The sequence below is a fragment of the Mycobacterium sp. NTMscope_Eco_3 genome (genome assembly GCF_976985685.1).
The window spans coordinates 3,667,997-3,680,895 of sequence record NZ_CDRJYZ010000001.1; the positions used below are offsets into that span (position 1 = coordinate 3,667,997).

Here is a 12,899-nt window from a genome sequence, read left to right on the forward strand (position 1 = left end):
TCCGGTGTCCCGGCGGAGGAACATGCTGGCCGCCCTCTGCGAGAACCAGCTATCCACGATACGCCAGGAATCGCGGATGGCGGCGCGATCGCGTGCTGGCTTCGTGCCCGCTGCGGCACCGGTGGCAGGATGTCCTTGTGCCTAGCGCAGTTCCGTTCGTCAACAGGCGAGACGTCCTCTCCGGCGGCGTCGCGTTGGCCGCGCTGACGGTGGTGGCCGCGTGCGGCAAGTCCGCGCCCAAGCCCCCGCCCGTCGAACAACTGCTGGGCCCGTTGGACCAGGCGCGCCACGACAGCGCGCTGGCGAGTGCCGCCGCCTCGGCCGTCGGCAACCCTCCGCAGGTCGCCGCCGCGCTGACGGTGGTGGCGAGCCAACGCGCCGCGCACGCCCGCGCGCTGTCCACCGAGATCTCGCGGGCCGCCGGCAAGCTCGCCGCGCCGTCATCGAGCGAAACGACCAGCCCGAGTCAGGCCGAACCGGCCGGCCCCCCGCCTCCCCCGCCGCCGGTGGCCGACGTGATCAACGCGCTGCACGCCTCGGCCGGCAGTGCGGCTCGCCTGGTGGGCACCGAATCCGGTTACCGGGCGGGGCTGCTCGCGTCGATCGCCGCGTCCTGCACGGCGTCCTACACCGTGGCTCTGGTGCCGGGGGGGCCGTCGATATGACTTCGGGGAAGGACGCCGACAACGCGGCGCTGTCGGACGCGCTGGCCATCGAACACTCGACGATCTACGGCTACGGCATCGTCTCGGCGATGTCCCCCCCGAGCGTGAACGACATGGTGGTGGAGGCCCTCGAGCAGCACCGCCGACGCCGCGACGACGTCATCGCGATGCTGACCGCCCGCAAGGTCACCGCTCCGGTCGCCGCGGCCGGCTACCAGCTGCCCCTGGTGGTCGGCAGCCCGGCGGACGCGGCGCGGCTGGCCGCGCGGATGGAGAACGACGGCGCGGGCGCGTGGCGCGTCGTCGCCGAACACGCCGAGACCGCCGAGGATCGGGCGTTCGCCTCGACGGCGCTGGTTCAGAGCGCGGTCATGGCCGCCCGGTGGAACCGCGTGCTGGGCGCCTGGCCGATCACGACGAGCTTCCCGGGCGGCAACGACTAACCCGTGGCGATCGCAAGCGCGGCCGTGGCCGGGCGCAGCGGGTCGCCACCATCGGGCTATCGCAGCGCGGCCGCGATGTCGGTGGCCAGCGACGGGCCGGTCGCGAGTTCGCGGGTTTGCCCGCCGAAGCGGTCGCGCAGCTCCACCACGCCGTCCGCCCAGCCGCGTCCCACCACCACGATCCAGGGCACGCCCAGCAGCTCGGCATCCTTGAACTTCACGCCGGGCGAGGCCTGCCGGTCATCCAGCAGCACGTCGACGCCCAGCCGGTCCAGCTCGCCGGCGAGCTCGGTGGCCCCGGTGCGGGCCTGGTCGTCTTTGTTGGCGATCACCAGGTGGACGTCGAACGGGGCGACGGCCGACGGCCAGCGCAGCCCCAGCTCGTCGTGGTGCTGCTCGGCGATCACGGCCACCATCCGCGACACCCCCAGCCCGTAGGAGCCCATGGTCAGGCGCACCGGCTTGCCGTCCTCGCCGAGCACGTCGGCGGTGAAGGCGTCGGTGTATTTGCGGCCGAGCTGGAAGATGTGCGCGACCTCGATGCCGCGCGCCGACACCAGCGGGCCGGCGCCGTCCGGCGAGGGGTCGCCGTCGCGCACCTCGGCGGCCTCAATGGTGCCGTCGGCGGTGAAGTCCCGGCCGGCGACCAGCCCGACGACGTGGCGGCCGGGCTCGTCGGCCCCGGTGATCCAGCTGGTGCCGTCGACGACCCGCGGATCGACCAGGTAGCGAACGTCGTTGTCTTGCAACGCTTTTGGACCGATGTATCCCTTCACCAGGAAGGGGTGCTTGGCGAAGTCGGCGTCGTCGAGCATCGTGTATTCGGCGGGTTCGAGCGCCGCGCCCAACCGCTTGTCGTCGACCTCGCGGTCGCCGGGCAACCCGATGGCCAGCAGCTCCCAGTCCCCGCCGGGCTGGCGCACCTTGAGCAGGACGTTCTTCAACGTGTCGGCCGCGGTGACGGCTCGGCCCAGGTCGGCGGTGTTGGCCCAGTCCACCAGGGTGGCGATGGTCGGGGTGTCGCCGGTGTCGTGGACCACCGCCTCGGGCAGCCCGTCGATCGGCTGCGCCTCCGGGCGCGCGGTGACGACGGCCTCGACGTTGGCCGCGTAGCCGGACTCCAGGCACCGCACGAAGGTGTCCTCGCCGACGGGGCTTTCGGCCAGGAACTCCTCGGAGGCGCTGCCGCCCATGGCGCCGGAGACCGCGGAGACGATGACGTAGCGCACCTGCAGGCGGGCGAAGATGCGCTGATAGGCCTCGCGGTGGGCGTGGTAGGCGGCCTTGAGTCCGGCGTCGTCGATGTCGAACGAGTAGGAGTCCTTCATCAAGAACTCGCGCACGCGCAGAATGCCGGCCCGCGGCCGCGCCTCGTCGCGGTATTTGTTCTGGATCTGGTACAGCAGGACCGGAAAGTCTTTGTAGGAGCTGTATTCGCCCTTGACGGTCAGGGTGAACAGCTCTTCGTGGGTGGGGCCCAGCAGGTAGTCGTTGCCGCGGCGGTCGGCCAGCCGGAACACCGAGTCGCCGTATTCGGTCCACCGGTTCGTCGCCTCGTAGGGCGCGCGGGGCAGCAGGGCGGGAAACAGGATTTCTTGCCCCCCAATGGCATTCATCTCCTCGCGGACGATGCGCTCGATGCGGCGCAGCACCCGCAGTCCCAGCGGCAGCCAGCTGTACAGCCCGGGCGCGATGGGCCGGATGTAGCCGGCCCGGATCAGCAGCTTGTGGCTGGCGACTTCGGCATCGGCGGGATCGTCGCGCAACGTGCGCAAAAACAGCTGGGACATCCGGGTGATCACAGCGGGCCAGCCTAGCGGTGACGCAGGGCCCGGCATCCGGCAGGCCGAGACTGCAACCAGCGACGCGTTTCCCGGGGTAGGACAGCCTTGCGGCGGGTGAGGGAGCTACAGCTCCCCGGCGTCGATCGCTTCCTTGACCTCTTGCGCGTGCGCGACCTGGTCGGGCGTATAGCCGATGAGCAGCGCCGCACCGCCGACGATGACGGCCACCCCGGCCACCCACAGCAGGCCGTAGGTATAGCCGTGGTCGAGCGCCTGCAGCTGCGCGTCGGTCATGTTCTTCACCGGCCCGGTGGTGCCACCCAAATACAGTGTCCGCGAAGTGATCACGGCCTGGATGACGGCCAACACGAGCGGGCCACCCAGGCTCTGCAGCATCAGCGTGACCGCGGAGACGGGGCCGATCTGATCGAAGCCCACGCCGGCGATGGCCGACAACGTCAGCGGCACGACGGCCATGCCGATGCCGATCCCGCCGACGACGATCGGCAGCACCAGGTTCGGGAAGTAGGCGACGCCGCGGTGCATGAACGCCCAGCCGTACAGCATCGCCCAGAAGAGCAGGATGCCGCCGCCGATGGTCAAGACCCGTGGCGAGAACCGTGACACCAGCTGCGAGGAAACCCCGAGGCCGATTCCCATCGCGATGACGAACGGGATGAAACCGACGCCGGCGTGCAGCGCGCTGTAGCCGAGGATGTCCTGCACGTACAGGCCGATGCACACGGTCAGGCTGAACATCAGCCCGCCGGCCAAGAAGATTGCGGTGAAGGTGACCAGCCGGTTGCGGTCACGGAACAGATCGAACGGCACGACGGGGTTCTCCGCGGTGCGCTCCACGATGATGAAGGCCAGCGCCGCGAGCATCGCCACCACACCCGAACCGATGGTGGTGATCGACACCCACCCCTTTTCCGGCCCCATCGAGAAGGCGAACACCGCGGCGGTGCACGTCAGGGTGGCCAGCATGGCGCCGGTGGCGTCCAGCTTCATCCGCTCGCGGTTGGTCTCGCGCAGCGCGGTGCGCGCCAGGTAGATCATCACCAGGCCGATCGGCACGTTCACCAGGAACGCCAGCCGCCACGACACCTCGGTCAGCGCTCCCCCGACCACGAGGCCCATCACCGAGCCGACAGCCGTCATCGCGGCGAAGACCGCGGTCGCGAAGTTGCGCGCCGGCCCTTTGGGGAAGGTGGTCGCCACCAGCGCCAGGCCCGTCGGCGAGGCGATCGCCGACCCGACACCCTGCGACAGCCGGGCGATGACCATGGTCGCTTCGTCCCAGGCGACCGCGCACAGCACGGAGGAGATGGTGAACAGGGCGACACCGACGATGAAGGTGCGCTTGCGCCCGATGGTGTCGCCGAGTCGGCCGCCGAGCAGCATCAGCCCGCCGAAGGTCAGCACATAGGCCGTGATCACCCAGCTGCGTCCGGCGTCGGACAGGCTGAGCTCGTTTTGGATCTTCGGGAGCGCGACGATCGCGACGGTGCTGTCCATCGTCGCGAGCAGCTGCATACCGCCGATGGCGACGACGGCCGCGATGAAGCGTCGCGACGGCAGCCACGCCGGGTAGTACTTGCTGATGCGAGTGGAGGCGGTCTCCGCCGGGGGCTTTGAGGCGGTCTCCGCCGGTTGCACCGGGGCCGGACGATCGGGGCGTGCAGACGTCCAGTTTTGGACAGCGCGCTCTGAGTCGTTGAGAGCCGTCATAAAGGGTTACCTTACAGTAATCTTAAGAACCGTTTAAAGCCCGAACGCCGCCACGGCGCCGATCACGATGATCGCGGGAGGTCGAATACCCTCGGCGCGAATCTTTTCGGGCGTGTCGGCCAGCGTCGCCCGCAAAGTCTGTTGAGCGGCCGTCGTTCCATGCTGAACGACTAGCACGGGTGTATCCGCAGGTCGCCCGCCCTTCAAGAGCGCTTCGGCGAAAAGTTCGATGCGCTCGACGGCCATCAGCAAAACAATCGTGCCCGAGAGTGCGGCCAGCGCATCCCAATTCACTAACGATTCGGGATGCCCGGGTGGGAGATGGCCGCTGACCACCACGAATTCGTGATTGATCGCCCGGTGAGTGACGGGGACACCCGCCAATGCGGGCACTCCTATGGCGCTCGTCACACCCGGCACCACGGTGACCGGGATCCCGGCGTCGGCGCACGCGAGCACCTCCTCGTAGCCGCGGGCGAACACGAACGGGTCCCCACCTTTGAGGCGCACCACGAAGCTTCCGGCCCGGGCGCGTTCGATCATCACGTCGTTGATGGCGTCCTGGGCCATCGCCCGCCCGTACGGGATCTTGGCGGCGTCGATCACTTCCACGTGCGGAGGCAGCTCGGCGAGCAGTTCCGGCGGGGCGAGGCGATCGGCGACCACGACGTCGGCCTGGGCGAGCAGCCGCCGGCCGCGCACGGTGATCAGTTCGGGGTCGCCGGGACCGCCGCCGATCAGCGCCACGCTGCCCGTGACGGCGTCGGAGCTCACCGGGCCCTCGGGGGTGATGGCGCCGGTCTGCAGCGCCTCCCGGATGGCCGAGCGGATCGCCGCCGAGCGTCGGTGCTCGCCGCCGGCCAGGACACCGACGGACAACCCCGCATAGCTGAAAGTCGCTGGGGTGACCGCGGTCCCCTCGACGGCGACGTCCGCCCGCACGCAGAAGATCTGGCGGCTGTCGGCCTCGGCGACCACGGCCTCGTTCACGCGCGGGTCGTCGGTGGCCGCGATCGCGTACCAGGCTCCCTCGAGGTCGCCGTTGCGGTATTCGCGCAACGCCAGGGTGATTCCGGTCATCGCCTCGACCGACCGGGTGGCGCTGCGGGAGATGACGTGGACGTCGGCGCCGCTGGCGATGAGCAACGGCAGCCGGCGCTGGGCGACGGTGCCGCCGCCGACGACGACGACCTTCTTGCCGGCCAGCCGCAGCCCAACGAGGTAGGCGCTCTCAGTCACGCGGCAAGCCTAGTGGTTGGTGGCCCTGGCACCGCGCGCGTAACCGGGCGGCGATTTTTGCCGCACTTTTTCGCCGTGGGGTTACGCCCGCGAACCGGCCCGCCGGGCGGCGGCGTGTGCGACGAAGCGCGCCACCGCCTCCGGCGCGGCGGCCGGATGGGTGTGCAGGTACGACGCGTGCACGCCGGCGTGCACGACGCCGTCGCGCACGGCCCCGCCCGCAGGGTCGGCGTCATGGGACCGGTACATCCATGCCGGCTGATAGCTGTCGCTGAATGTGACTGTGGTGCGGTGGAATTCGTGCCCGACGGCCCGCTGGCCCGCGGTGTACAGCGGGGAGTCCGCCACGGCGACGGCATCGCGGTAGGCCAGCGTCAGGTGCGGAGTGAAGCGGGCCTGCCCGGCGAGCACGCCGCACATCGGGTGGCCGTCGAGCTCGGCGGCCAGGTAGATCAGCCCGGCGCACTCAGCGTGGACGGGTGCCCCCGCGGCGGCCAGCTCCCTGATCTGCCGGCGCACGACCTCGTTGGCCGAGAGTTCGGCGGTGAACTGTTCGGGAAAACCGCCGGGCAACAACACCGCATCGCTGCCGTCGGGCAACGCGTCACCGAGCGGATCGAAGTCGACGACGTCCGCGCCGGCGGCCGCCAGCAGCTCCGCGTGCTCGGCGTAGCCGAAGCTGAAGGCCTTCCCGGCCGCCACGGCGACGGTGGCACGCTCGCCGCCCCGCCGCGCCGCCTCCCCCACCGCGGCCGCCGGATCCCACGGTCGCTGCGCCGCCGGGGCTCGCGCGACCGCGATCACGGCCGCCAGGTCGACGTGGCGGGCGACCAGGGCGGTCATCGCGTCTACCGCGTGGCGGGCCCGGCGCCCGTACTCCACGGCGGTGACCAACCCCAAATACCTGGTGGGCAGCTCCAATTCGGCAGCGCGCCCGATGGCGCCCAGCACCGGGACACCGGCCTGCTCGCATGCCTGCCGCAGCACCTGCTCGTGCCGGGGCGAGCCGACCCGGTTCAGGATCACGCCGGCGACCCGGGTGGCGGTGTCGAACGTCGAAAAGCCATGCAGCAGTGCGGCGATGCTCTGGCTTTGACCGCGCGCGTCGATGACCAGGACGACGGGCGCGCCCAGCAGGCCGGCAACGTGGGCGGTCGATCCCGCGGCGGGGGTGGTGGCGGAAAGCCCGATCCGCCCGTCGAACAGCCCCATCACGCCTTCGATCACGGCGATGTCCGCGCCGGCGGCACCATGGGCGTACAGCGGGCCGACGAGGCCCTCCCCGACCAGTACCGGGTCGAGGTTGCGGCCCGGCCGGCCGGCGGCGAGGCCGTGATAGCCGGGGTCGATGAAGTCCGGGCCCACCTTGAACGGCGCGACGGTGTGGCCCGCCTGTCGCAGGGCGCCGATCAAACCCGTTGCCACGGTGGTCTTTCCGCTGCCGGAGGCGGGAGCGGCGATGACCACGGCGGGAGCACTCACCACTCGATGCCCTTCTGCCCCTTGCGCCCGGCGTCCATCGGATGCTTGACCTTGGTCATCTCGGTGACCAGGTCGGCCGCGTCGATCAACCGCTGCGGGGCATCGCGTCCGGTGATCACGACATGCTGATGACCGGGCCGGGCCGACAGCACCTCGACCACCTCGTCGACGTCCACCCAGCCCCACTTCAGCGGATAGGTGAACTCGTCCAGCACGTAGAAGTCGTGACGCTGGGCGGCCAGCCGGCGCGCGACCTCGACCCAGCCGTCGGCCGCGGCCGCCGCGTGGTCGATGTCGCTGCCCGCCTTGCGCGTCCAGGACCAGCCCGCACCCATCTTGTGCCACTCGACGGGTGCGCCGACCTGGTGTTGCTCGTGCATGTCGCCGAGCGCGGCGAAAGCCGCCTCCTCGCCCACCTTCCACTTGGCGCTCTTGACGAACTGGAACACCGCGACGGAAAGCCCGGCGTTCCAGGCCCGCAACGCCATACCGAACGCCGCCGTCGACTTTCCCTTGCCGGCGCCGGTGTGCACCGCCAGCACCGGCGTGCGTCGTCGCGACCGGGTGGTCAGGCCGTCATCGGGGACTTGGAGCGGAACTCCTTGCGGCATAACGGGTTACCTTTCTCATGCCACGTCGCGCACCGCACGCGTCAACGAATCCGCGTGCAACTGCTCCAGCCGGACGGCCGGGGCGCCGAGCTGGCGGGCCAGCTGCTCGGCCAAGCCGAGCCGCACGAACGACGTCTCGCAATCGACGACCACCGCCGCGGCGCCTTCGGCGACCAGCCGGGCCGCCGCGGATCGGGTGCGGCCCAACGGATCGGGCCCGGCGGTGGCCCGGCCGTCGGTGAGCACCACCACCAGCGCGCGGCGGGCCCGGTCACGCGCCTTCTCCCGCACGATCAGCTCGCGCGCGGCCAGCAGGCCTTCAGCCAGCGGGGTCTTGCCGCCGGTGTCGAACCGGGCCAGGCGGCGGCCGGCGATGTGCGCCGAGGTGGTGGGCGGCAACAGCAACCGCGCCTCCTGGTGCCGGAAGGTGATCACGGCGACCTTGTCGCGGCGCTGATAGGCGTCGCGCAGCAGCGACAGCGTGGCGCCGCTGACCGCCGCCATGCGGTCGCGTGCGGCCATCGAGCCCGAGGCGTCCACGACGAAGATCACCAGGTTGCCTTCGCGTCCCTCGCGCACGGCGCGCCGCAGGTCGTCGGGCCGTGGCCGCAGCGGGCCCGCTCCGGCGCGCTCGGCGGCCGAGAGCAGCGTGGCGAACAGGTGCAGGCCGTGCCCGCCGCAACTGGTGTCGTCCTCGTCGGTGGCGGCGACGACGCTGCCGCTGGCGTTGCGCGCGCGTGATCGCCGCCCGGGTGCGCCCTCCCCGACACCCGGAACGCGCAGCGCGCGGGTGCGGAAGGTTTTCGACGGCGGCGCGCTGGGCTTGGTCTTCGGCGGCGCCGCCGTAGGGCTCTCCCCCGAGTCCCGTTGTGGCCCATCGGGTTCGGCGTCCGCCGATTGACCCCCGCCGGGCGGGTCGGGCTCGGGGTCCGGGTCGGTGCCGGCCTGCGCCAGGGCTTCGTCCAGCTGGTCGCGGTCGATACCCGGATCGTCGAAGGGATCGCGGCGGCGCCGATGCGGCAGCGCCAGCTCGGCGGCGACCCGGATGTCCTGTTCCTCGACGGTGGGCGCCCCGCGCCAGGCGGCGTGCGCGACGGCGGTGCGGGCCACCACCAGGTCAGCGCGCATGCCGTCGACGTCGAACGCCGCGCACAGCGCCGCGATACGCCGTAACTCGTTGTTGGGCAACACCACATCGTCGACGAGCGCGCGGGCCTCGGCGATGCGCCGGGCCAGCTCGGCATCGGCGGCGGCGTAGCGCTCGGCGAAACCGTCCGGGTCGGCCTCGTAAGCCATTCGCTGCCGGATGACCTGCACGCGGACGTCGACGTCGCGGGAGGCGTGCACGTCGACGGTGAGCCCGAACCGGTCCAACAGTTGCGGACGCAGTTCGCCCTCTTCGGGATTCATGGTGCCGATCAACACGAATCGCGCCTCATGCGAATGCGAGATGCCGTCGCGTTCGATGTGTACCCGCCCCATCGCCGCGGCGTCGAGCAGCACATCGACCAGATGATCGTGCAGCAGGTTGACCTCGTCGACGTAGAGCACGCCGCCGTGCGCGCGGGCCAGCAGGCCCGGCGAAAACGCGTGCTCGCCGTCGCGCAGCACGCGCTGCAGATCCAGCGAGCCGATCACCCTGTCTTCGGTTGCCCCGAGCGGCATTTCGACCAGGCCGGAATCGCTGCCGGTCGCCGCGGACAGCAACGCCGCCAGGCCGCGCACGGCCGTCGACTTGGCGGTGCCCTTTTCGCCGCGGATGAGCGCGCCGCCGATCTCGGGGCGCACGGCGCACAACAGCAGGGCAAGCCGCAGCTGGTCGTGCCCGACGATGGCGCTGAACGGGTAGGGCCTCACGGCTTGGCCGCCGGACCGGAGGCGGGCCGCAGCATGGGCACGTGGGGGACGCCGTCGTCGAGGAAATCGTCGCCGTCGCGCACAAATCCGTGCTGGGCGTACATGTCGGCCAAATAGGTCTGGGCGTTGATCCGGCATGGGTAGTCACCCACCTCGGCCAGGGCCGCGCGCAACAGCCGGGTGGTGTGGCCCTGCCCGCGGGCGCTGCGCTTGGTGCACAGCCGCCCGATGCGGAACGCCTTCTCGCCTCCGGCGTGCTCCTCCATCAGGCGCAGCGTACAGATCACCTCGCCGTCGGCCCTCTCCAGCCAGAAGTGGCGGGTTTCGGCGAGGAGGTCACGGCCGTCCAATTCCGGATACGGGATCGCCTGCTCGACGACGAACACCTCCACCCTCAACTTGAGTAGCTCGTAAAGTGTCTGGGCATCAAGGTCTTTGGCCCAGATCCGCCGCAACGCTTCAGTCATTGACATCCAACCCCAATACCTTTGTCCCCCACGAAAAAACCTCGTCGTAGAGCGCCGGCTCATCCGACAGCGACGCGCCCAGCGACGGAACCATCTCCTTGAGCGCGGGCAGCCACGACTGAAAGCGGTTGGCAAAGCACCGCTGCAACACGTCGAGCATGATCGGCACCGCGGTCGACGCCCCGGGCGAGCCGCCGAGCAGACCCGCGATGGTGCCGTCGGCGGCACCGACCACCGTGGTGTCGAAGTCGAGCACGCCGCCCTTGCGCTTGTCGCGCCGGATCACCTGCACGCGCTGACCGGCCACCGTCAGCTCCCAGTCGGAATCCGCTGCGGTGGGCGCGAATTCGCGCAGCATGCGCAGCCGGTCCGGTTCGGAGAGTCGCAGTTGGCCGAGCAGGTACCGAACGAGCGTCAGCTGGCTGGCGCCGACACCGAGCAATGAGGCCAGGTTGTGGGGCTTCACCGAGCGGGGCAGGTCGGTGAAGTGCCCGTGTTTCAAGAACTTCGGTGACCAGCCGGCGTACGGGCCGAACACCAGCCACGGCTTGCCGTTGACGTAGCGCAGGTCCAGATGCAGCGCCCCCAGGGGCGGGGCCCCGGGTGCGGGCGCCCCGTACACCTTGGCCCGGTGCGCGGTGGTGAGCGCCGGGTTGTCGGCGCGCAGGAATTGGCCGCCGATCGGGAATCCCGCGAAGCCCTTGACCTCGCCGATGCCGGACTTCTGCAGCAGCGGCAGTGCGTCACCGCCGGCCCCGACGAAGACGAATTTGGCGTGTTGGCGGCGCTTTTCGCCGGTGCGACGATTGCGGATGGACAGCGTCCAGCCGCCGTCGGACGCGCGGGTCAGGTTGCGGACCTCGTGGCCGAACAGGGCCGTCGCGCCGCCCCGGACACAGAACCCGACCAGCTGGCGCGACAGCGCACCGAAATCGACATCGGTGCCGTGAGCGGCCCAGTTCAGCCCGGTCGGCGTGGAGAAGTCGCGTTTGGCGGCCATGAACGGCAGCCGGCGGGCGAACTCACCGGTGTCCTCGATCAATTCGATGCCGGCGAACAGCGGGTTGGCGGCCAGAGCGTCCCGGCGTCGCCGCAGATAGTCGACGCCCTGCGCCCCACGCACGAAACTCGCGTGCGGGATCCGGGTCAGGAAGCGCCGATCGGTCAGGATGCCGTTCTCGACGGCGTAAGCCCAGAACTGGCGGGTCACCTGGAACTGCTCGTTGATGCGCACCGCTTTGCCGATGTCGATCGAGCCGTCGGGGCGCTGCGGGGTGTAGTTCAGCTCGCACAGCGCCGAATGCCCGGTGCCGGCGTTGTTCCAGGGGCTGCTGCTTTCGGCCGCGACGGCGTCGAGACGCTCGACGAAGGTCAGCGACCACTCCGGTTGCAGCCGGCGCAGCAACGCGCCCAGCGTCGCGCTCATGATGCCCGCGCCCACCAGCACGACGTCCGTCCGCGCGGTTGTGGCTAGCGATGACACCGGCTTGCTGGTCCTTCCCTCGATTGGGCCGATCCCCAGGTTATCCCGAGGCAAAGTGGCCGCGGACGACGTGCGGCTCCCCGTGCCCAGCAAAAGCTAAGCTTGCCTCGTGACTGGCTGGGTGCCCGATGTCCTACCCGGATATTGGCAGCGCACCATCGCGCTCGGCTGCGATCCCGCCGGTGAGGGCGACATCGTCGCGACCCTGATCCGGCGCGGGCCGGCACAGGCGGACGGCCAGACGGGCCCGGCGATGCGCGCGGTGCTGGCGGTGCACGGCTACACCGATTACTTCTTCCACACCGAGCTGGCCGACCACTTCGCCGCCCGCGGCTTCGCCTTCTACGCGCTGGACCTTCACAAGTGCGGCCGGTCGCGGCGCGACGGCCAGACACCGCACTTCGTCACCGACCTCGCCAACTATGACGCCGAACTCGAGCACGCCCTGGGAGCCGTGAGCGCGCAGGCCCGCGAAGTGTTGGTGTACGGGCATTCCGCGGGCGGGCTCATCGTGTCCTTGTGGCTGGACCGGTTGCGCCGCCACAACCCGGCCGCGCACGCCAACATTGGCGGACTGGTGCTCAACAGCCCGTTCTTGGAGTTGCCCGGCCCGGCCATTCTGCGGCGTTCGGCGACCCTCGCCCTGATCGCGGGTCTGTCGCGGGTGCGGTCCAAGGCGGTGGCCCGGCCACCGGGCGAGGGCGGCTACGGCACCACGTTGCACCGCGACTACGGCGGGCAATTCGACTACAACCTGCAGTGGAAACCCGTGGGCGGCTTCCCGATCACGTTCGGTTGGCTCAACGCCGTCCGCCGCGGTCAGGCGCGGCTGCACCGCGGCCTCGACGTCGGCGTGCCGAACCTGATTCTGCGCTCGGACCACAGCGTGCCGGAAACCGCGGACCCGGCGTCCATGCGGTGCGGCGACGCCGTTCTCGACGTGACCCAGATCGCCAGGTGGGCAGGCTGTATCGGGAACCGCAGCACCATCGTTCCGGTGGTCGATGCCAAACACGACGTGTTCTTGTCGCTGGAGGGACCGCGCGACGTCGCCTACCGGGAACTGGATCTCTGGCTGGACGAGTTCCTGCCCACCAGCAACAACGACGCCCCGGTGTCGTTCGGAAGGGGGTGACG

Annotated in this window: 11 protein-coding genes; 3 read left to right on the forward strand and 8 right to left on the reverse strand. The window is 70.5% G+C overall.

The window, feature by feature from the left end:
- Window positions 1-137: 137 nt before the first annotated feature.
- Entirely contained in the window at window positions 138-665 is a 528-nt protein-coding gene (locus AC0KTM_RS16760) for a hypothetical protein (protein ID WP_472416192.1), read from the forward strand.
- Complete coding sequence (locus AC0KTM_RS16765; protein WP_225330157.1) at window positions 662-1,108, forward strand: ferritin-like domain-containing protein; 447 nt, start codon at window positions 662-664, stop codon at window positions 1,106-1,108. The genes AC0KTM_RS16760 and AC0KTM_RS16765 overlap by 4 nt, the downstream gene beginning before the upstream one ends.
- 56 nt (window positions 1,109-1,164) lie before the next feature.
- Here AC0KTM_RS16765 and AC0KTM_RS16770 read toward each other — a convergent pair whose 3' ends face one another.
- The 8 genes from AC0KTM_RS16770 to mqo form a co-directional block, all read right to left on the reverse strand.
- Window positions 1,165-2,910 (reverse strand): proline--tRNA ligase, encoded by a 1,746-nt coding sequence (locus AC0KTM_RS16770; RefSeq protein WP_472416194.1) that lies wholly within the window; start codon window positions 2,908-2,910, stop codon window positions 1,165-1,167.
- A gap of 105 nt (window positions 2,911-3,015) precedes the next feature.
- Entirely contained in the window at window positions 3,016-4,623 is a 1,608-nt protein-coding gene (locus AC0KTM_RS16775) for an MFS transporter (RefSeq protein ID WP_225330155.1), read from the reverse strand.
- Between the two features lie 33 nt (window positions 4,624-4,656).
- Entirely contained in the window at window positions 4,657-5,862 is a 1,206-nt protein-coding gene (gene cobA, locus AC0KTM_RS16780; protein WP_472416196.1) for a uroporphyrinogen-III C-methyltransferase, read from the reverse strand.
- An 81-nt stretch (window positions 5,863-5,943) separates the two neighbouring features.
- A complete protein-coding gene (locus tag AC0KTM_RS16785) occupies window positions 5,944-7,344 on the reverse strand; it encodes a cobyrinate a,c-diamide synthase (RefSeq protein WP_472416198.1) in 1,401 nt (466 codons plus the stop codon).
- Window positions 7,341-7,955: a cob(I)yrinic acid a,c-diamide adenosyltransferase gene (gene cobO, locus AC0KTM_RS16790; RefSeq protein ID WP_472416200.1), complete on the reverse strand. Its 615-nt coding sequence runs from the start codon at window positions 7,953-7,955 to the stop codon at window positions 7,341-7,343. The genes AC0KTM_RS16785 and cobO overlap by 4 nt, the downstream gene beginning before the upstream one ends.
- Window positions 7,956-7,970: 15 nt before the next feature.
- On the reverse strand, window positions 7,971-9,812 hold the full coding sequence (locus AC0KTM_RS16795; protein ID WP_472416202.1) for a magnesium chelatase subunit D family protein: 1,842 nt from the start codon (window positions 9,810-9,812) through the stop codon (window positions 7,971-7,973).
- The gene (locus AC0KTM_RS16800) at window positions 9,809-10,279 is read right to left on the reverse strand and encodes a GNAT family N-acetyltransferase (RefSeq protein WP_225330151.1); all 471 of its coding nucleotides are present in this window, start codon (window positions 10,277-10,279) and stop codon (window positions 9,809-9,811) included. Before AC0KTM_RS16800 ends, AC0KTM_RS16795 begins: the two co-directional genes overlap by 4 nt.
- Window positions 10,272-11,705, reverse strand: a complete 1,434-nt coding sequence (gene mqo, locus AC0KTM_RS16805; RefSeq protein ID WP_255641950.1) for a malate dehydrogenase (quinone) — start codon at window positions 11,703-11,705, stop codon at window positions 10,272-10,274. Before mqo ends, AC0KTM_RS16800 begins: the two co-directional genes overlap by 8 nt.
- A 166-nt stretch (window positions 11,706-11,871) precedes the next feature.
- Between mqo and AC0KTM_RS16810 the strand changes: the two genes are divergently transcribed.
- The gene (locus AC0KTM_RS16810) at window positions 11,872-12,897 is read left to right on the forward strand and encodes an alpha/beta hydrolase (RefSeq protein WP_225330149.1); all 1,026 of its coding nucleotides are present in this window, start codon (window positions 11,872-11,874) and stop codon (window positions 12,895-12,897) included.
- The last annotated feature ends 2 nt before the right edge of the window (window positions 12,898-12,899 follow it).

What these genes read in the sequence shown, in the direction of transcription:
- mqo (WP_255641950.1), bottom strand. Translation starts at nt 11,705, where the DNA reads ATGAGCGCGACGCTGGGCGCGTTGCTGCGCCGGCTGCAACCGGAGTGG.
- cobO (WP_472416200.1), bottom strand. Translation starts at nt 7,955, where the DNA reads ATGCCGCAAGGAGTTCCGCTCCAAGTCCCCGATGACGGCCTGACCACC.
- AC0KTM_RS16775 (WP_225330155.1), bottom strand. Translation starts at nt 4,623, where the DNA reads ATGACGGCTCTCAACGACTCAGAGCGCGCTGTCCAAAACTGGACGTCT.
- AC0KTM_RS16765 (WP_225330157.1), top strand. Translation starts at nt 662, where the DNA reads ATGACTTCGGGGAAGGACGCCGACAACGCGGCGCTGTCGGACGCGCTG.
- AC0KTM_RS16800 (WP_225330151.1), bottom strand. Translation starts at nt 10,279, where the DNA reads ATGACTGAAGCGTTGCGGCGGATCTGGGCCAAAGACCTTGATGCCCAG.